The sequence below is a fragment of the Streptomyces sp. NBC_01478 genome (genome assembly GCF_036227225.1).
Classification (GTDB): Bacteria; Actinomycetota; Actinomycetes; order Streptomycetales; family Streptomycetaceae; genus Streptomyces.
Genome location: NZ_CP109444.1, coordinates 8,292,982 through 8,311,893 on the forward strand (window position 1 = coordinate 8,292,982; position 18,912 = coordinate 8,311,893).

Below are 18,912 nucleotides of genomic sequence, written 5' to 3' on the forward strand. Positions count from 1 at the left end.
CCACCTCAGTCAGCCGGCCTCGCCAGTTGCAGCAGGACCGTCGTCGTCGAAGACGGTATCGCGGCCCCTCGGCTTCTTTCCTTCTGAAGTGGGCTTGTGGGCAGGGATCTTGGGCTGCTCGCCGGACTCTGCGTCCAGGTCGGGCATGTCGCCCGGGGTGACGGTGAACTGGTTGAAGAGGTCCTTCGTCAGCCGCTCGCTCTTGTCCGCGATGGCTCGGCGACAGCCGTGCTGGACGAGCTTTTCCAGGATGCCGACCACGCCTCCGGTCCGGTTGTACAAGTACTCGGGCACGTCGCCCTGGGTGAGCATCCCGGCAGTGTTGTTCAGCAGCCGCAACTCACCTTCCAGACGTAGGAGATGGGCCATCCAGGCCTCCATCTCCGCAGGTGTGACGTATCTGAACGGCCCGAGGTCGACGACTTGGAAGCGGCGTTCGTGCTGGCTGGCGGCGTGGTCGTTGGGGCTGCGGCCGCGGTCCTTGACCGGCTCGTAGATCCACTCCTGGGTCTTGGGGTCGCGGCGGCCCTCGCGCAGCAGGCCCGAGGTGGGGATGCCGACGCCGACGAGGACGAGGGTGACGGGCATGCTCATCATTTCGCGGATCAGGTCGAGGACGTCCTGGTCGGCCTCCCGGTGGAGCTTGAGGCGGGTGATGTCGTCGATCACGAGGGCTTTCGTGGCGTGCTCGATAACCGCGGTCTTGACCGTGCGCACAAGGTCTTCCAAGCGCATCCCCTTGTAGTCCTCGCCGTAGAAGTCAAGGATCCGCTGGCAGGTGGAGATGGGCGTGGCCCTGACCGGGCACCGTACGTAGGCGACGGGGGCGACCAGGTCGCGGGTGCCGGGCATGGCGTCGGGGTTCACGTAGTTGTGGAGGGCCAGCCACTCCTCCTGGAAGACGGACAGGGCTTCGCAGATCGTCTCGGTCTTGCCCTGGGCGCCGTCGCCGTTGACCATGATGCCGCCGCGGGTCCCGGCCTTGTGACTGTAGGCGCCGTCCTCGACCCGGGCGAGCACCGCGTGGTCGACGCGTTCGCTCATGGGAGTGGCCTGGATCGGCAGGGAGCTGTGCGTCGCGAGTCGATGAAGGTCGTGGATGCGCTGTCGGCGCGGCGACAGGCGGCCGTACTCCTCAGCTATGAGGATCGGCGCCGGGACGAAGGTGTTGCGGGTCTCGCACCATCGGTTCCAGCCTTCGAACGTGGTGCGGTCCACCGCCGGGCCAGGGAGGAACGACAGCGGGTTCTGCTTCGAGGTCACTGGCTGGCCTCTTCCTCGGCCTCGCCGGCCGTGATGGTGGCGTCGTCATCGTCGAAGTCGTCATCTAGCAGCGCCAACAGGCTTGAAGAGCGCAGCCGTTCGGAGAGATCGGGGGGTGTGGAAAGCTGGTTGGGGACCGCGGCTTCGCGGCGGCGTCGGCGTTCGCTGTTCACCGCATCGTGGACTTGCTGAGCGCGACCCTTCGGGCGCAGTGGTACGACCTTGGCGTCGGGGGAATCGGCCCGCGCCGAGGGAACAGGGGCGGGCTGCGCCGGTGGTTCCTTCTTGACCGCGTTCGCGGGGCGGTCGGCGGCCGCCGAGGCCGCCTGGGCGACTTCACGTGCGTGCTCGGTGCGCTGTCGCTTGGAGAGCTGGGTGGGCCATTTCTCGACCGGGATGTTGCCGCCGATCAACTTAAGCAGCACCGGGAGGAGTTCGGTGTCCGCCTTCGGCGCCAGGCCCCTCTTGCGGAGTTCCCGCATGGCCTCACGCACGCGGGCGTCACTGAAGGCGGGCACCTCGCCCTCCTCGGACAGACCAGTCCAGCGCAGTGTGTGCCAGTCGTGTGTATTCGGGTCCTGGAAGAAGACGAAGCACGGATCGCGCGGGTCGCGGTGGACGACGTACTTGTTCTTGTTCCTCCCACCGCGCCGGGACAACTCGCCGCGGTAGGGATCCAGGGCCGCCCCGTCGTACCAGAGGTTCTTGATCTTCACGCCTCGCTTGCCGTGGATCATGACCTTGTGCCGCGGCAGGAGCTGGTAGTAGAGCTCGGCGGGCGGGATCCGCAGGGCGAAGCCGCCCTGGGACATCGCCGCAGCGAACAGGCTGTTGGGGCTGTGGTCGCCGCGCGGGTCCCAGCTCGGGGCGTACGATCCGAAGCGCCGGTTCTGCCAGGTCTCCACGACCCAGGTGGCGATGAGGTGTTCCATCTCCGTCACGGTCAGACAGGCATCCGCCTCCGGGTCCACGCCACGGTCAGCGACGTCTGTGCCCTGGTAGCCGAGCAGGAGGGCGAACAGCAGCGACCTGATGGCGCCGAACGTCCGCTCCACGGAGTGCTTGTCGGTGGGGCGCAGGACGCGGCTGGGCTTGATGTTCGCCTTGATGACCCGCTGCACCTCGACCAGGTGGTGGTTGCGGTAGACGGAGCCATGATCGGTGGTGACAGTCTCGGGAGCGAAGAACGGCAGTCCGGCGACCTCGTACCCGGCGAACTCCGCGACCACCGTGTTGGGGACGCCGGGGTAGGCCCACTCCACGGCCTTGCCCCAGTCCGGGCGCATCGGCAGCGGCATCATCATGTCCCGCAGCACCATCGCCACATCGATCGACTTGTCGGAGACAAGGCTGAGCCGGAACGCCACAATCGAGCGGGTGTAGACGTCCACGGCCAGCGTCAGATGCACGGACACCGGGTCACCGAACACGTTGTCCAACACCTTCACCGGCAACACCGTGCTGTCCAGCGCCACCACCTGGCCAGGCCGGTGCACCACGATGTGCCGGCCGGTCGCGTACTGCTTTGCCTTCGCCGCCGAGCGTGCGTAGCGCTGCCGCGCCCCGTTGGAGCCGAACCACTCCTTCCAGATGGCCCGCAGGGTGTCGTAGTTGGGGATCTTCACGGTTGCTGTATCAGCGGGTTCAGCGGCGGTGGGTTCGGCGTCCGATGAGCTGAAGACCTCGCTCACGTACTGGTGGATGAGTCGCTCTTTGTCCCGCATAGTCAGCTTCGAGCGGCGATCCGTAGCCTCGGCGTACACCGCGAACAGCGCCTCGCGCAGTTCGGGGGAGATCGCATGCCCGGTCGCTTCGCGCAACCATCGGTCGTCCGCGACGCCGATCGGACCGTACTTCGCCCGTGCCGTGTCCCAGCGGATCAGCGTGCGCACACTCGCCCGATGCAGCCCGTCCGCCTTCGCCTGCGTGGGGGCTTCGGCTGCGGCTTTCCGCAGCTCTCTCGCTTTCGCCTGCCGACGCTGGGTCAGCGTCGTGGTCTCCGGGTCGTACTGCGGACGCGGTTCATGCGGGAGTGCGTCGAGCGGATCGCCGCTGCGATACCCCGTCTCGGCCTCCCGCAGGTGCTCCATGCGAAGCATGACGATCTCGCGTTGGTGCTCCTCCAGGTCATCCATCGCCTTGGGCTGCCGACCCCGGTCCGCGGCCGGCAGGCCAGTGCGGGTCCGTGTGGAGGGGCGGCAGTCCGGGCGATGCATCAGTTCGCTCAGCGAGGTCTTCCACGTCTCGCCGTCTTCGTCGACGAGCGTGACCCTCCCGAGATGGGGCAGGCAGGACTTGATCTGCCACGCACTGCCGCCGATGATCAACTCGGAGCCCGGCGTCAGGTTCCACATGGGATCGAGTGCGGTGATCACTGCGGCAGATCCCGGTGATGCTGCTGGGGAGCCAGCCGAACCAGGCTCGCATCCCCGAACGGCCCGGAGAGATCCACGCCGAGGTGGCGATGCCACAGCAGGTGAATCGCATGGGCCCGGGCGATTGCCGGGATTCGGCAGCGTTCCGCCAACTCGCCGAACGGCAACGGGCCTTGCGCTGCCGCCTTCCGTAACTGTCCCTGAATTCCCAGAACATCCGGCAGCGGGCGCCGCTCCGCGGAGAGCGCATCCACGTTCGTCCACACGTGTTGACGCCACCCCGCCACGACGCCGTACTGCCAGCCCGCCGACAGCGCGACCTCCGCCGTGCCGGCGAACTTCAGCGCATCCTCCGGCTTGATCCGGTCGGCTGGCCGCACGTCGATCAGGAAGAGCCCGGACTCCGTCACCAGCAGGAAGTCCGGGGTGTGCCGGATCGCCTTGCCTTCGGAGAGGAACCGCAGCCGGAACGGCTGGCACAGGGCCTCCACCAGGCCGGCGGCGAAGTCGGCGACCAGCAGCAGCCGCTCCTCTTCATGGCTCTCGAAACCGTGGTGCCGGTCCGTCGCCATCAAGTATTCGAGCCCGGGGCGGTGGAACTGGTCCGTGCGCCAGGTGAAGCGGCGTACCGGAACGCTCCGCCGGAGATCCACCTTGTCCAGGTCGCGCACCGGGCTGGTGATCGGAGTCTGGCCGAACTTCCAGGTCGTGCTCCAGCAAACCGGCCATGCATTGTTGAGGTCCAAGGCCTGCGCGTAGTCCGTGAACCCCGTATCTAGCACGGCGAGATCCTCCAGGGTGCATGCATCCGACCATGCGGGACTCGAGGGCACTGCCGCTGTCAATCGCAAACTTCGCCTGAAATCGGTCGAGTTCACCTGCGGCTCCTCTGGCCTTTTGTCTCATGATCCGAATCTCAAGAGCGCGGCGACGCTATGATGTCTGCCCTGCTGAATTGAGACTGTTGCGGTGCGGGTGGCGAACTCTCATCCCGCCGAGCCACACGTCCCTGCTCGATCTGGCTCTCTCGCGCCACGAGAGCTTCAACGTCAATTCGCAAGCATTGGCCAAGGTCACAAGCGTGCGTAAGCCGGGCTGTATACATCCTGAGCCGTTTTCGGAGCCTTCGTCGGTCGCCTGTCGGACGATCAGGGGCAAAGAGTTTTGCGGCCGCCCTCCTCGCCGGAACTGTGCACTCTCCGCTTCGCTTCATTTCCTGAATTAAGGGACTATGGAGATACTCGGCCGACGTGGACTCGCTCCATACAAAGACTGTTCCAGGTGCGGCATCTTTCTTGGCTCTCAAGCCGTCCATCAAGGGCAGGTCGCACAGCACCATCCAATCTTCTAGAGGAAGTCGCCAATCGGCCAGTGTGCGGAGCCGCCTGGAATAGTCCGTGTGATTGTTCGCGAGCTGGCGGGCGATCGCTGCGACCCTGGCCTCGAATGCCGGCCAGAGGTGCGCAGGCCCGAGTTCCCGTCCCAATAGTGAGATTGTGCCTCGCGCAGCCTTATTGGGAATACCTAGAGCTTCCGAACATCGATACCAGGGCATGCCAGAGGCCAGCTCAGCGAGTCGCAGCGTGGAACCGCGCCGCAATTGGCGTACCATCCGCGGGGTGGGGCGAGGCAAGTAGCTCATGAAGTCAGTGAAGTGCGCGTCGAACCATGACTCAGGAAGGAAAGGTGGCACGTTTTTCAGCTGAAACGTGCCTTGCGGGGTGAAGGATCGTCGCGCGGGGGCTTCTGGAAAACCATGAGCCCGCCGAGCTGCAGCGCGCGCCATCGCGGGAGAGATGGCTGTTAAATTCATTAGGTTAAATAGGTATCGCGGAGTCTTTTTGTGTGCTGCCTGGGCAAGCGGTTGCACCCGTTCCCGCAATGACGTCGCGTCACGATCGCCGAGTAGTTCCTCTGCAGCCAGGAGCAAGGCGCCGCAGTGGGCTGCTTCCTGAGGAAGGCTTCGTGACCCAACTAGACGAGTTCTCGAATTGGGATCGTCATGCTGGGTGGTGGCCAGTGCTGAGATCGGGGCAGCGTGCACGTCAAGGCTGGTCTTCAAGGTTTCCGATGGGAGAAGCGTTGAGCCGAGAGGCCAGCTCAGTTTGATCAACACAGTGGCCAGGATCAAGTCTGAAAGATAGGTATCCTGTGGTGCCCCCAGCCCGCTTTCCTCCAGGTTCTTGTTCATCCTTTGCTGCAACTCAAGGAGTAGGTTGGTGTCTTCGGATGGAAGGCCGAAACCTGCTATTTCAGACCCTTGGTCCAACCGGTTTCCGCAGGGTAGGATATGCGCCTTGCCACCGCGCAGTGGTCGATTGTTAGAGGGTATAATATTGCGGCACTGTAAGGGGTGTAACTCAGGGATTCCGGGGTTGGAGATTAGACCGGCATGTTGATCTGTGAATCCGTTGACTAGCTGTCCACATGTGGGGCATTTACTCGCTAGCAGTTGGTGATGTTTCAGGCATGCGAAAGTAGTCGGCAGGTGCCAACTTAGTATCCATGGGCCCCCGAATGCCCGTTGGATGGAGCTTCCGTCCCCGTGCAGGCATCGAGGGCAGAAGCGGCTCGAGAGGTTAAATGACCAGTTCATGCCCGATGTTGGGTTGGCAAGCCGGGCGCCGCTTGGCATAGAAGCCAGCGGCAGGTATGTGTCCTTCAGGCTGCGAAGGGTTAGGGATTCAGCCTCGGCGGCCGAAAGGCGCAGGCAGTTACCGAATTGGCTGGCCAGGGCGTCGGGCAACCTGAGGAGGTGGGAGGCCGGTACGCGGTAGCCTTTTTGTAGGCCACACAGAACAGCAATGCGGTGCGGCGCGCGCTCTAAGCGATATGACAGGCGTAACAACAGTCCTGGCAGAGACTCGCCGGGCAACGGGACCAGCGCTCGGGGTAGTTGCCGGGCTGTCGAGGCGCTCACCACGCAGACCTCTGCGCATGCTGCTCAGTTCCCACGGCAACCGTTCGGAAATTTGTTTGAGCTGCACATGTCGACAGAGCGGCAGCGACGTCACAACGCTCACTGCGCTGAGAGTGACCTATTTGACCCACTCCGGTCACCTCCTTCGGCCCCCCATTTCGCCGATGCGATCGGCGCTGACAGTACGACGAGTAACCCATCGGCGGCTGGTTGTTGAATGGAGGGTCATGCGTTCGGGTGAACAAGTTCGAGTGTGAACGGATGGGGTGGGGCGCTGTACCAAAGTGCCAACTATGCCTCTGACTCCCGACTCGGTCCGCTGAAGCTACTTGGCATCAGCGCAGGTCACGAACGTTGCCCGGTGTCAACTACCGATCCTGGTCACACGCACGGGAGCAGGAACGTTGCCTTCGCATGACCAAGGCATGGGTATTCCTTGGTCGGACTCTTCTAGGGTCGTGGCTGCGACTGCGAACGGGGGAACGCGCGATGGGTGACGGCAAGGACCCGGCCAAGGTCCTCGACATCAAGACCGCCGATGTGAAGCGGGCGGCACCGGACTTCCAGACGGCGGCAGTCGATCTGGGCAAGGCGCTGACCGCGCTGGTGAAGTCCCTGGACGGGCTGGGTGAGCCCTGGGGGAACGACAAGCAGGGCAAGGAGTTCGGCGACTCCTACAAGCCGTTGCAGAAGAAGATCGAGAGCGCGGCGGGCACGCTGGTGCTGGGTCTGACGAGTATTCACGAGGCGATGGCCGACATGGCGGACGGGCATGTCGACAACGACGAGTTGATCGCCGGGATGTTCACCGAAGTGAAGGTCGGCACGTCGGACGGTGCCGGTGAGCGTTGAGGACGAGGCCCGGAAGATCCTGCTGCATCTGGGCCTGTGGTGGCCGGAGGCCGACTCCGGGAAGCTGCGGTCGGCGGCGACGGCCTGGCGCACCTTCGCGGACGCCGTCGACGACGTACGCGGCCCGGTGCAGCAGAGCGCGTCGTCGATCATCCACAACAACACGGGTGTGTCGATCGAGGCGTTCGACAAGTTCTGGGGCCGGTACGCGAAGAGCGCCAAGGGGGACGACAGCGGCTGGCTGAAGGATCTGGCCGACTCGGCGCGCCAAATGGCCACCGCGCTGGACAAGTTCGCCGACGCGATCGACGACGCCATCAACAAGCTCTGGACGCAGATCGGCATCGACGCGGCCGTGATCGCGGGCGGGGTGGCGCTGGCGTTCTTCACCGCGGGTCTGGCCTCCGGCGCGGCCGTCGCGGCGGCCGACCTGGTCATCGAGTTCGGTGCCGGGCTGGGGATCGCGGTCTCGACGACGATCGCCGAGATCGCCGGGGGCACGTTGGTCGCGGCCGCGTTCGGCGGTGTCGAGTCGGTGACGGTCGACCTGGCCGTCGCCCAGCCCCTGAAGATCGCGACCGGTCTGCAGCAGGGCTTCAGCCTCGACGAGATCAACCAGGCGGCCAAGGACGGCATGATCTTCGGCGGCGCCCTGGGCGCCGGCGGCGGGGTCCTGAAGGCGACCATGGAAGGCGGATTCAGCGACACCACGCCCCTTCTGCTGCGTCCGCCGTCGCTCCGGCCCGACTTGGTGGAGCTGGGCCCGGCGGCCCGCAACGCCGACCGCATCCCGTGCGTGGGCGAGCCGATCGACGTGGCGACCGGCGCGATGCTGATGACGCAGACGGATCTGACGCTGCCGGGGAGTCTGCCGCTCAAGTTCACCCGCACCCACCTCTCCTCGTACCGGGGAGGTGTGTGCTTCGGCCCGACCTGGATCTCCACGCTGGACGAGTGCCTCCAGATCGACGGCGAAGGCGTCGTCTTCGCCGCGGCGGACGGCATGCGCCTCGTGTACCCGGTGCCGGAGCCGGGCGTGGCGACCTTGCCGGTGAAGGGCGTGCGCTGGCCCCTGGAGTGGGACGGCAAGCCGGACGGCGCGATGACGGTCACCGACCCGGTGACGGGCGTCGTGCGCACCTTCGCCGCCCCTGTTCCCTCCTCTTCCTTCGGCGTCTTCCACCTGGCGCTGGACTCCTGGACCGACCGCAACGGCAACCGTATCGACGTCGAACGCGACGACGAGGGCGTGCCGTTCGGCCTCCGCCACTCCGGCGGCTACTACGTCGCCGTCGATACCGAGGGCCCCCGCATCACGGCCCTGCGCCTGCTGGACGAGCCGCCTTCCCGCTACCGGCCCGGCATCGCGACCGACGAGGGCACGGTCGTGACGCGCTACAGCTACGACGAGTCGGGGAACCTCGCCGGGGTCGTCAACTCCAGCGGCGAACCACTGCGGTTCACGTACGACGAGCAGGGCCGGGTCACCAAGTGGACGGACCGCAACGGCACTTGGTTCGGTTACGTCTACGACGAGCGCGGCCGCGTGGTCCGCACCGAGGGCGTCGACGGCATCCTCTCGGGCACGCTCGCCTACGACGACACGGCCCACGCGACCACGTACAGCGACTCCCAGGGGCACGTCTCGGTCCACCGGTTCAACGCCGAAGGCCTGCTGGTGGAGGAGACGGACCCGCTCGGTCATGTCACCCGCACGGAGTGGGACGCGTACGGGACACAGCCGGTCGAGGTGACGGATCCGCTGGGTCACACGACTCGGTACACCTACGACGAGGACGGACTCCTCACCGAACTCACCCTGGCCGACGGCTCGTTGGCGCGGGCCGAGTACAACGCGCTCGGCCTGCCGACGGAGGTGGTCGAGCCGGGCGGGGCGGTCTGGCGGCACACGTACGACGAGCGCGGCAATCTGCTCGGGACCGTGGACCCGACCGGTGCCGAGACGCGGTACACGAACGACGAGGCGGGCCGTCCGACCGCGATCACGAACGCGCTCGGCCACACCCGCACGGTGGCGTACGACCCGGCCGGTCTGCCCGTCGCCCTGACGGACGAGTTGGGCCACACCACCACGATTCGCCGGAACGTCTTCGGCCGGGTGGTCGCGGTGACCGACCCGCTGGGCCACATCACACGCCTGGGCTGGACCGCGGAAGGCAAGCCGGCCTGGCGCGAACAGCCCGACGGCGGCCGGGAGTCATGGACCTGGGACGCCGAGGGCAACCTGCTCGGCCACACGGACGCGGCGGGCAACACGACGCACCACACGGCAGCGCACTTCGACGTCCCCGCGACGCTGACCGACCCGGACGGCGCGCACTACCAATTCTCGTACGACACCGAACTGCGCTTGGCACGGGTCGTCAATCCGCAAGGCCGCACCTGGTCGTACGGCTACGACGAGGCCGGCCGGCTCGTGGCCGAAACCGACTTCAACGGGCGTGCGCTGACGTACACCCACGACGCGGCGGGCAGGCTGGTCTCACGGACCAACGGAGCCGGGGAGACGCTGACCTTCGTGCGGGACGGGGCTGGCCGCGTTGTGGAACAACGCACCGGCACCGGCGAGACGACGACCTTCGAGTACGGAGCGGACGGACTGCTCGCCCGGGCGGTCAACGGGGACGCCGGGCTGGTCATCGCCCGGGACACACTCGGACGGGTCCTCAGCGAGACGGTCGACGACCGCGTCACGGCCTACGCCTACGACCTCGTGGGCCGTTGCGTCCGCCGCGAGACTCCGTCCGGGCTGGTCTCGCTGTGGACGTACGACATGGCGGGCCGTCCGACCGGGCTTCGCTCGGAGGCGGGAGCCCTGTCCTTCGCCCACGACGCCGCCGGGCACGAGACGGAGCGCCGTCTCGGCGCCGATGTGCTGCTGACCCAGAAGTGGGACGCGACCGGCCGCCTCACGGTCCAGTCCCTCACCGCGGGCTCCGCCGACGCACAGAACCTGCTGCAGCACCGCACCTACGCCTACCGCGCCGACGACCATCTGACGGAGATCCGCGAACTCACCACGGGTACCCGGCACTTCGACCTGGACGGGACGGGGCGTGTCACCGGCGTACGCGCCCACGGCTGGACCGAGACCTACGCCTATGACCAGGCCGGCAACCTGGTGGGCGCCACAGCACCCGATCACGGCGCCGCCGGGGAGCGTGACTTCGACGGCACCCTCGTCCGCCGTGCGGGCCGCACCACCTACCACCACGATGCCCAGGGGCGTCTGGTCCGCAGGACCCGCAAGCTCCTCAACGGTCAGGTTCGTAGCTGGACCTACTCCTGGACGGCGGAGGACCGCCTGGCCGAAGTCCGCACACCGGACGGCGAACGCTGGAGATACGCGTACGACCCGCTCGGGCGCCGCCTCTCCAAATACCGGCCGGCGGACGACGGAACGCAGGCCGATCGCACCGACTTCTCGTGGGACGACACCAGGCTGTCCGAACAGAGGCGAGCGGACGGCCAGGTGACCACCTGGGACTACGAGCCCGGTACCCATCGGCCGGTCGCCCAGACCGATCACCGGCGATCGGCTCTCGGTCGCGACGACTCGTTCCTCGCCCGCTTGGCCGAGGAGTCGGCACCCGACCACGCGATCCTCTTCCAGGCGGTCGTCACGGATGCCGTCGGCACTCCGACCGAACTCGTGACCGACGAGGGCACGACGACATGGCAGGGCCGGACGTCACTGTGGGGCACGGTGCTCCGAGGCCCCGAGTCCGCCACCACCGACTGCCCTCTGCGGTTCCCGGGGCAGTACGCGGACACCGAAACGGGCCTGCACTACAACTACTTCCGCTACTACGACCCCGAGACAGCCTGCTACCTGAGTCAGGACCCCCTCGGGCTGACGGCGGCCCCCAACCCGTCGGCGTATGTCCGCCATCCCGGCACCTGGTCGGACCCGCTGGGTCTGTACGGCTGCGAACTGGACGACCTCGGAGGCGGCTGGTACCGGTCGCCCGAAGGGCTGGACTACGGTCCGGGATCGGCTGAGGGGCACCGCATCACCCACGTCATGCAGCACACCCGGGACAACCCCGCGAAGCCCGCTCACGGAGTGTTCGACACGGGCAACCAGGGGGTGCTGGAGACGGTCGACGAGGCATGGAACCGGCGGGCCGCAGCGGTGTCGGTCAACCAACAGGGCGCTCGCACCACCTACATCATCCCGATGGCCCGGCAGGTGGGTTACAACCCCGGAGAAGAATATATTTCGATCACCGTCGAACACGGCAACGAAGTGATCACGGCCTTTCCGAGGAGCTGGAACTGATGGAAAAGGTTGCCTGCGCCCACTGCGGCCAGGACTGGGTGCGCTGCTACGAGCGCAAGGACACGGGCAGGAAATTCTTCCTGTGCCCGGAATGCGAGTCCGTATGGGAACTGGAGGACGACCTCCACGAGGACACGGACCTGTACTTGAGCGAGTACCTGCTGACCGGAGATCCCGTGAAGGACTGGGAGATCATCACTCCGTGTGCCTGAGCGGCCGCTGAAGCCGCCCGGCGTCGTGCGGCCGGTTCACAGGCTTCCCGGTCGCACCAACCCCGTTCTCTTCACCCCGCTCAGAATCGGCGTGACCTCGATCGTCGAGACGTGCGGAAGCGCGCCGATCGTGTCGCTCAGGAAGAGGTAGAGCGCGTTGAGGTCGGCGGCGGCGACGGCCACCAGGAGGTTGGCCGGGCCGGTGGTGGCGGAGGTGAAGCGGACCTGGGGGTGGCGGCTGAGCCGGCGGCCCGTCTCCTCCAGGCCGCCGGGGGCCACCGTGATCCACAGCAGGGCCTCGGTACGGATGCCCAGCTCGGCCAGGTCGACCTCGGTCGCGAGTCTGACGACCTGGTCGCCGAGCAGCGCCTCCAGCCGGCGGCGGGCGGTGAGCGCGGTGGTGTCGGCGCGGCGGGCGAGCTCGGCGTAGGAGGCCCGGCCGTCCTCGACCAGGGGTGTGATCAGCGCGTGGTCGAGGGGCTGGAGGGCCGCGCGGCCGGATGGGGCGGAGAGGTCCGGCCGGCGCGGGCGGTCCGGCCGGAGGCCGGTCAGCTCGGCCTCTGTCAGGAGGCCGCCGCTCCAGTCGAAGGCCGCGGGGAAGACCCGCAGGAGGGTGTGGGAGGTCCACGACCGCACCGCGGGAGTGGCCGGAAGGTCGCGCAGGAGAAGGGAGTTGCGCGCTTCCGGGCCGTCCAGGAACAGGATCGTGCAGATCTCGTCGCCGCCGCCGAGAATGTCCACCCAGATGGTGTCGGGGCGGCGGGCCAGGGTCGCGGCGATGGCGCCGATCCGGTCCGGCCGGCAGCGGATGCGCAGGGCCAGCGGGATCAGGTCCGGGAACCACAGCGGGTTGCGTACGGCGGTGGCGCGCAGCGTCCTGTCGTGGAACAGCGGTGCCGCGCGCCGCACCACGGTGCGCTCCGAGATGCCCAGGACACGGCCGACCGTGCGCCACGAGGCCCGCGGGGACGCCAGCATCGCGGCCGCGATCCGGCTGTCCGTCTCGCTCAGAGGGTGGCTTTCTTTCGGCATGTCGACCCGGTCCTCTGTCCATCTTCCGTGCTGCGGTCATCCGTCTCCGGCGCAGATCGATGCTGACACCGGCCGCCCACATCAGTCCACTTTGTCGTGACTGGCCCTGTCCTCGCCGTGCGGGCGCCGGTTGGGATGGACCTGCTTCCGTCGCAGCCGTGTGAAAGGGCCTGATGACCATGCCGCGTACCCGCCCGTTCGCGCAGGTCGACGTGTTCGCCACGAGCCCCTACTCCGGCAACCCGGTCGCGGTCGTCCTGGACGGGACGGACCTGGGCGACGAGGAGATGCAGGGCCTGGCGCGGTGGACGAACCTGTCCGAGACCACGTTCGTGCTGCCCCCGACCACCCCGGAGGCGGACTACCGGCTGCGGATCTTCACCCCGCAGGGCGAGTTGCCGTTCGCCGGCCACCCCACCCTCGGCTCGGCGCGCGCGTGGCTGGACGGCGGCGGCACACCGCGGCACGCCGAACGCGTCGTGCAGGAGTGCGCCGTAGGACTGGTCGCCGTCCGGCGCGGTGCGGACACGCTGGCCTTCGCGGCTCCGCCCCGGGTGCGGGAGGGCGCGCTCGACGACGAGCTGCTACGGCGGATCGTGGCCGCGTTCGGGGTCGAGCGGGAGCGGGTCGTGGACCATCAGTGGGTCGACAACGGGCCCGGGTGGGCGGTGCTGCGGTTGGCCACGGCCGAGGAGGTGCTCGCCCTCGAACCCGACTTCGCCGGCTTCCCGGACGCGATGGTCGGCGCGATCGGGGCCCACCCGGACGGGCACCGGCACCGCTTCGAGCTGCGTACCTTCGCCCCCGGTGCCGGTGTGCCCGAGGATCCCGCGTGCGGGAGCATGAACGCCGGTGTCGGGCAGTGGCTCACCTCGACCGGCGGCGCGCCCTCCTCCTACCGGGTCTCCCAGGGCACGCGCCTCGGGCGGGCCGCGAGCATCGAGATCACCGCCGACGCGGACGGCACCGTGTGGGTCAGCGGCTCCGCCGTCGTGTGCGTCCGCGGCACCGTCACGCTCTGACGGTCATCCGGCGTCGGTGTCGGCGGTGAGCGTCTTCATCGTGACGTAGCTGCTCACCGTCGCCACGCCGTGCAGCGTGGCCAGTCGGTTGGCGTGGAAGTCCTCGTACGCGGGCAGGTCGGCCACCTCGACCTGGAGGAGATAGTCGAAGTTGCCGGTGATGTGGTGGCAGGCGACCACCTCGGGCAGCTTGGTGACCCCGCGCTCGAACGCGACTACGTCCGCGCGGGTGTGCCGCATCAGCCGTACCCCCGCGAAGACCCGCAGGCCGCGGCCGATCGCGGCGGGATCGATCAGCGCGCGGTAGCCGCGGATGACCCCGGCCTCCTCCAGTTGCCGCACCCGCCGCAGACAGGGTGACGGCGACAGGCCGACCCGGGCGGCGAGCTCGCTGTTGCTGATGCGGCCGTGCTGCTCCAGCACGGCCAGAATCGACCGGTCCACCTCGTCCATGGCGGCAGATTATTGCGCGGACGACGCCAGTACCACAATCGTACGCCCCTGATGAGCGCAATATGCTGCCAAAGTTGCCGAGAATCGGGCACATCGGACCGTCGGTCGGTCACGCTTCTTGGAGACGCGGTTCCCGGAGCCAGGCCTCCCGGAGCCACCCCGCCAGTCCGTGGAAGGGCAGCCATGCCGGGCAAGAGCACCATCACCGTTCACGCCGATCGCGAGGTCCACCCCAGTGGGGCCGTGGCCCCGCCCATCTACCAGACGGCGGCGTTCTCGGCCGAGGACGCGGAGACCTTCGCGCGGGGCGCCGTGGAACCGCGGGGCACGGACTTCTACACCCGGTTCGGCAACCCGAACCATGCCCAAGTCGCCGCCGTGGTCGCCGAGTTGGAGAACACCGAGGCGGCCATGGTCACCGCCTCCGGGATGGCCGCGCTCACCACGGCCGTGCTGGCCCTGGTGTCCGCCGGCGACCATGTCATCGGGCAGCGGTCCACCTACGGGGGTACGGCGTCGGTGCTGCTGAACCTGCTGCCGCGGCTCGGGGTGGAGACCACGCTGGTCGACCAGACCGACCCGGAGGCGTTCGCGAGGGCGCTGACCCCGCGGACCCGGCTGATCCTGGTGGAGACCCCGAGCAACCCGTTGCTGCGCATCACCGACCTGCGTGCCGTGGCCGAACTGGCCCGCGCGCACGACGTGTTGACCATGGCGGACAACACCTTCGCCACCCCGCTGAACCAGCGGCCGGTGGACTTCGGCATCGATCTGGTCTGGCACAGCGCGACCAAGTACCTGAACGGCCACTCGGACGTCTCCGCCGGAGTGCTGGCCGGGCCGGCCGAACTCCTCGACCGCATATGGGACGTCGGCCTGCTCACCGGTGCCACGCTCGGCCCGATCGACGCGTGGCTGCTGCTGCGCGGTATGCGCACCCTGCCGCTGCGGGTGCCGCGGCACAACGCCAACGGCCTCGCGCTCGCGGAGGCGCTCAACGCCCATCCGGCGGTGAGCAAGGTGCACTATCCCGGCCTGCCGACCCATCCCCAACACAAGTTGGCCGTAGACCAGTTGAGCGGTTTCGGTGGGGTGCTCGGCATCGAGTTCGCGGGTGGTTTCGAGATGGCCGACGCCTTTCTCGGCCGGCTTCGCTACCCGCGCCGGTCGGCCGGCCTCGGCGGTGTGGAGTCGCTGGCCGTGCATCCGGCGTCCATGTGGCGCGGCATGCTCAGCGACGAACAGCTCGCGGAATCCGTCCCGTTGGGGCTGGTCCGGCTGGCGGCGGGCACGGAGGACACGGCGGATCTGGTCGCGGACGCGGTCGCGGCGGCGGACGCGGTGCTGGCGGAGAGCGAGGCCCTGACCACGTGAGCGGTCGGCCCCTCGGCACCGCCTAGGCGAACGACATCTCCAACTACCCCCCACCAGTAAGGAGTTACTCCGATGAAGACCCTGCTCACCGGCGGCACCGTGGTCAGCATGGACCCGGCCGTCGGCGATCTCGAACGCGGTGACGTGCTCATCGAGGACGGTGTGATCGTCGCGGTGGCCGAGCGCGTCGACGCGCCGGACGCCGAGGTGATCGACGCGACCGACCGGATCGTCATGCCCGGGTTCGTCGACAACCACCGCCACTCCTGGCAGACCGCGTTCCGAGGCGTCGGCGCGGACTGGACGTTCCCCGAGTGGGCGCTGGCCATGCACCGCACCGTCAAGCCCCACTATCAACCCGAGGACGTCTACGCGGGCACCCTGCTCGGCCGTCTGGAGGCCCTGCACTCAGGGGTGACCACGATGCTGGACTGGTACCACGTCGCGCAGAGCCACGCGCACGAGGACGCCGCCGTCGCCGCGCTGCGGGACGCGCCGGGCCGGTCGATCTTCTGCCTCGGGGCCGGCTGGGGCACCGCCGACCCCGTCGACGACGACATCCGCCGGGTCCGCTCCGGCCTGACCGGGGACGGGCTGTCCGGGGATCGGCTGTCCGGGGACGGGCTCGTCACCATGGCGCTGGGCCTGCGCGGCCCCGACGACACCGGTATGGACACCGTCGCCCGGGAGCTGAAGCTGGCGGCCGAACTCGGCCTGCGCACCAGCCTCCACATCGAGGCCGCAGGGACGGTCACCGACCTCCACGAGCACGGCCTGCTGCGGGACACCACCACGTTCGTGCACGCCAACGGGATCAGCGACGAAGAGCTGCGGATGCTCGCCGGCGCGGGCAGTTCGCTGTCCGTCAGCCCGGACGTCGAGCTGAAGATGGGGTTCGGACCGCCGGTCACCGGGCGGGCGTTGGCCGCCGGACTGCGACCGACGCTGTCCGTCGACGACGTCCCGTCGGCCGGCGGTGACATGTTCTCCACGATGCGTACCGCCTTCGCCGTACAGCGCGGTCTGGACGGCGGTCTGCGCTCCCGGGACCTGCTGGAGTTCGCCACCCTCGACGCCGCCCGCTCCTGCGGGCTCGACGCCCGGACCGGCAGCGTCACGCCCGGCAAGGACGCCGACCTCGTCCTGCTGCGCACCGACGACCTGACCGTGTTCCCGGTCACCGACCCGGCCGGCACGATCGTCAGCGCCGGCCATCCCGGCCTGGTCGACACCGTCCTCGTCGCCGGCCGCGTGGTCAAACGCGACGGCGCACTGCTGGGCGTGGACCTGCCCGCGCTGCGGGCCAGGCTGCTCGCATCCCGGGACCGGATCGCGGCGGCCGCGGGCATTCCCCTCGACGGTACATGGCGCCCGCGGCCGGAACCGGCGTAGGAACAGTCGGTGTCCGTTGGGCCAACACCCGTCGGCCACAAGCCTGTTGGCCCCACCTCGACCCCAACGGCGAAGCCCGACCTGAACCCCGGCCCGGCTCCTCACCCCGTGTCCCCACCCTCCAGCGCCGAGGGATTCAGCGAAGCAAGCAACTTGAGCAGCAGCGCGTGGGTCTGCTGCTGCTCCGCCGGTGTCAGTGCCCGAAGTGCCTCGGCGTGGGCCGCGTCCACGGTCTCGGCGGCCTCCGCCGCGAGCCGTACGCCCGCTTCCGTGGCGTGCAGGCGCTGGGTGCGCCGGTCGCCGGGGGTGGTGCGCCGCTCCAGCATCCCCCGCTCGACCAGCCCGTTGACCGCCGTACCCATCGACTGCGGGGTGATCGCCGCCCTGCGTGCCGCGGTCGCGCTGGACACCCCCGGGTCGAGGACGGCCTGCATCAGGGCCCGGTGCTGGGCGAGGGTCAGCCGGAGCGGGCGCAGGGCGCGCTCCATCCGGGCCGCCATGATCTGGCCGATCTGCCAGGCCACGTAGCCGGTACGGCGGTCGGGATGGTTCACAGGGTGGACCCCTCTTTGTAAGGCACCTGATTGTGATGTACAAATAATATCAGTTGCCTTCTAATCTAGGACCGCTCCGATGTCCCAGCAAGTAGCCCCCCGAGCCACCGGCACCACAGGCGCACCCCGACAGCCGCACAAGCACGCCCTGGACGTGGCCCATCCACCCCCCGGCCCCGGAAACCTGCGTGCCGTCCTGCTCCCCGTGGCGGTCGTGCTGCTGATCGGTGCCGTGTTCGTCAGCGTCTACCTCGCCGCCTTCCACGCCCCGCGCCCCCATCAACTCCGCGTCGGCACAACGGAGATAGGCACCGCGCAGGCCCGCCTGAGCCAGGACCTCGACCGCATCGCCCCGGGCGGCTTCAGTGTCGAGACCTACCCCGACGAGTCCGCCGCCCGCGACGCCGTACAGGACAGGAAGATCTACGCGGCCTACCTCGGCGACGGAACACTGCTCTACGGCAGCGCCAACGGAGCCGCCGTCACCGCGACCGTGACCACCGCCTTCGGCTCGGTGGCGCACGCCGAGCACCATGAACTCGCCGTCGAGGACGTCGCCCCGGCGGCAGCGGGGGACACCCGAGGCCTCTCCGTCTTCTACGCCGCCTTCGGCCTGGTCCTCGCGGGCTACCTCTTCGGTATGACCACCTACCAACTCGCGCCCCGCCTCCAGTACCGCTGGCGGATGGCCAGCCTGGCCCTGTTCGGCATCGTCGGCGGCCTGCTGATCGCCGCCATCGCCGGAAGCACGGGCTTCGGCGCGCTGCCCGGCTCCTTCCTGCCGCTCGTCGTCGTGATCTCCCTGATGGGTGCCGCGGTCGCGGCCACGACCATGGTCCTGCTACGGCTGTTCGGCTCGGCCGGTGTCACCCTCGCCTCGATCCTCATGCTGATCCTCGGCAACAGCAGCAGCGGCGGCATCATGCCGGCCGCCTATCTGCCCGGCTGGCTGCGCCCGCTCTCCGAGATCCTGCCGGTCGGCGTCGGAGTCCGCGCGATGCAGGGCCTGTCCCGCTTCCAGAACGACGGCCTCACCCGCGCCCTGGTGATCCTCCCGGTGTGGGTGCTCGGCGCCGCCCTCGTGCTCTATCTGAAGGACGTGTACCGGCGCGGGACCCCGCCGGCGGACGCGGGGGAGCCGCAGTCGCCGTAGCGCCGAT

Annotated in this window: 14 protein-coding genes; 7 read left to right on the top strand and 7 right to left on the bottom strand. The window is 68.4% G+C overall.

The window, feature by feature from the left end; genetic code table 11:
* Positions 1 to 9 precede the first annotated feature (9 nt).
* From OG223_RS37645 to OG223_RS54015, 4 genes are read right to left on the bottom strand one after another with little or no spacing between them, the layout of a single operon-like run.
* A complete protein-coding gene (locus tag OG223_RS37645; RefSeq protein WP_329258581.1) occupies positions 10 to 1,263 on the bottom strand; it encodes an AAA family ATPase in 1,254 nt (417 codons plus the stop codon).
* The gene (locus OG223_RS37650; protein ID WP_329258583.1) at positions 1,260 to 3,638 is read right to left on the bottom strand and encodes a transposase; all 2,379 of its coding nucleotides are present in this window, start codon (positions 3,636 to 3,638) and stop codon (positions 1,260 to 1,262) included. The genes OG223_RS37645 and OG223_RS37650 overlap by 4 nt, the downstream gene beginning before the upstream one ends.
* On the bottom strand, positions 3,635 to 4,516 hold the full coding sequence (locus tag OG223_RS37655) for a TnsA-like heteromeric transposase endonuclease subunit (protein WP_329258586.1): 882 nt from the start codon (positions 4,514 to 4,516) through the stop codon (positions 3,635 to 3,637). The genes OG223_RS37650 and OG223_RS37655 overlap by 4 nt, the downstream gene beginning before the upstream one ends.
* 38 nt (positions 4,517 to 4,554) lie before the next feature.
* Positions 4,555 to 6,561: a TniQ family protein gene (locus OG223_RS54015; RefSeq protein ID WP_443073782.1), complete on the bottom strand. Its 2,007-nt coding sequence runs from the start codon at positions 6,559 to 6,561 to the stop codon at positions 4,555 to 4,557.
* Between the two features lie 486 nt (positions 6,562 to 7,047).
* On the opposite strand from OG223_RS54015, the gene OG223_RS37660 reads away from it, so the two are divergent.
* Genes OG223_RS37660 through OG223_RS37670 form a run of 3 tightly spaced genes read left to right on the top strand, consistent with a single transcriptional unit; the run spans position 7,048 to position 11,925 of the window.
* Positions 7,048 to 7,410: a hypothetical protein gene (locus OG223_RS37660; RefSeq protein ID WP_329258589.1), complete on the top strand. Its 363-nt coding sequence runs from the start codon at positions 7,048 to 7,050 to the stop codon at positions 7,408 to 7,410.
* Positions 7,400 to 11,713 (top strand): DUF6531 domain-containing protein, encoded by a 4,314-nt coding sequence (locus OG223_RS37665; protein WP_329258592.1) that lies wholly within the window; start codon positions 7,400 to 7,402, stop codon positions 11,711 to 11,713. The genes OG223_RS37660 and OG223_RS37665 overlap by 11 nt, the downstream gene beginning before the upstream one ends.
* The gene (locus OG223_RS37670; protein WP_200685131.1) at positions 11,713 to 11,925 is read left to right on the top strand and encodes a hypothetical protein; all 213 of its coding nucleotides are present in this window, start codon (positions 11,713 to 11,715) and stop codon (positions 11,923 to 11,925) included. Before OG223_RS37665 ends, OG223_RS37670 begins: the two co-directional genes overlap by 1 nt.
* A gap of 36 nt (positions 11,926 to 11,961) precedes the next feature.
* On the opposite strand, the gene OG223_RS37675 is transcribed toward OG223_RS37670, so the two are convergent.
* On the bottom strand, positions 11,962 to 12,957 hold the full coding sequence (locus OG223_RS37675; RefSeq protein WP_329258599.1) for an Lrp/AsnC ligand binding domain-containing protein: 996 nt from the start codon (positions 12,955 to 12,957) through the stop codon (positions 11,962 to 11,964).
* A 173-nt stretch (positions 12,958 to 13,130) separates the two neighbouring features.
* Here OG223_RS37675 and OG223_RS37680 point away from each other — a divergent pair, with 173 nt between their 5' ends.
* Entirely contained in the window at positions 13,131 to 13,979 is an 849-nt protein-coding gene (locus tag OG223_RS37680; RefSeq protein WP_329258602.1) for a PhzF family phenazine biosynthesis protein, read from the top strand.
* A 3-nt stretch (positions 13,980 to 13,982) separates the two neighbouring features.
* Here the strand turns inward: OG223_RS37680 and OG223_RS37685 are convergent, their stop codons facing one another.
* A complete protein-coding gene (locus OG223_RS37685; protein WP_329258606.1) occupies positions 13,983 to 14,432 on the bottom strand; it encodes an Lrp/AsnC family transcriptional regulator in 450 nt (149 codons plus the stop codon).
* Between the two features lie 183 nt (positions 14,433 to 14,615).
* Here OG223_RS37685 and OG223_RS37690 point away from each other — a divergent pair, with 183 nt between their 5' ends.
* Together OG223_RS37690 and OG223_RS37695 are read left to right on the top strand one after the other, a co-directional pair.
* Positions 14,616 to 15,806, top strand: a complete 1,191-nt coding sequence (locus OG223_RS37690; protein WP_329258609.1) for a trans-sulfuration enzyme family protein — start codon at positions 14,616 to 14,618, stop codon at positions 15,804 to 15,806.
* A 72-nt stretch (positions 15,807 to 15,878) separates the two neighbouring features.
* A complete protein-coding gene (locus OG223_RS37695; protein WP_329258611.1) occupies positions 15,879 to 17,198 on the top strand; it encodes an amidohydrolase family protein in 1,320 nt (439 codons plus the stop codon).
* Between the two features lie 101 nt (positions 17,199 to 17,299).
* On the opposite strand, the gene OG223_RS37700 is transcribed toward OG223_RS37695, so the two are convergent.
* Entirely contained in the window at positions 17,300 to 17,752 is a 453-nt protein-coding gene (locus tag OG223_RS37700) for a MarR family winged helix-turn-helix transcriptional regulator (protein ID WP_329258614.1), read from the bottom strand.
* 79 nt (positions 17,753 to 17,831) lie between these two features.
* Here OG223_RS37700 and OG223_RS37705 point away from each other — a divergent pair, with 79 nt between their 5' ends.
* Positions 17,832 to 18,905 carry an ABC transporter permease gene (locus OG223_RS37705; RefSeq protein WP_329258617.1) on the top strand — a complete coding sequence of 358 codons (1,074 nt, stop codon included), beginning with the start codon at positions 17,832 to 17,834 and terminating at the stop codon, positions 18,903 to 18,905.
* Positions 18,906 to 18,912: the final 7 nt, after the last annotated feature.

Bases quoted from the DNA above. Each gene is read 5' to 3' on its own strand.
- OG223_RS37695 (WP_329258611.1), top strand. From the start codon at position 15,879: ATGAAGACCCTGCTCACCGGCGGCACCGTGGTCAGCATGGACCCGGCC.
- OG223_RS37660 (WP_329258589.1), top strand. From the start codon at position 7,048: ATGGGTGACGGCAAGGACCCGGCCAAGGTCCTCGACATCAAGACCGCC.
- OG223_RS37690 (WP_329258609.1), top strand. From the start codon at position 14,616: ATGCCGGGCAAGAGCACCATCACCGTTCACGCCGATCGCGAGGTCCAC.
- OG223_RS37670 (WP_200685131.1), top strand. From the start codon at position 11,713: ATGGAAAAGGTTGCCTGCGCCCACTGCGGCCAGGACTGGGTGCGCTGC.
- OG223_RS37685 (WP_329258606.1), bottom strand. From the start codon at position 14,432: ATGGACGAGGTGGACCGGTCGATTCTGGCCGTGCTGGAGCAGCACGGC.
- OG223_RS37680 (WP_329258602.1), top strand. From the start codon at position 13,131: ATGACCATGCCGCGTACCCGCCCGTTCGCGCAGGTCGACGTGTTCGCC.
- OG223_RS37705 (WP_329258617.1), top strand. From the start codon at position 17,832: ATGTCCCAGCAAGTAGCCCCCCGAGCCACCGGCACCACAGGCGCACCC.
- OG223_RS37675 (WP_329258599.1), bottom strand. From the start codon at position 12,957: ATGCCGAAAGAAAGCCACCCTCTGAGCGAGACGGACAGCCGGATCGCG.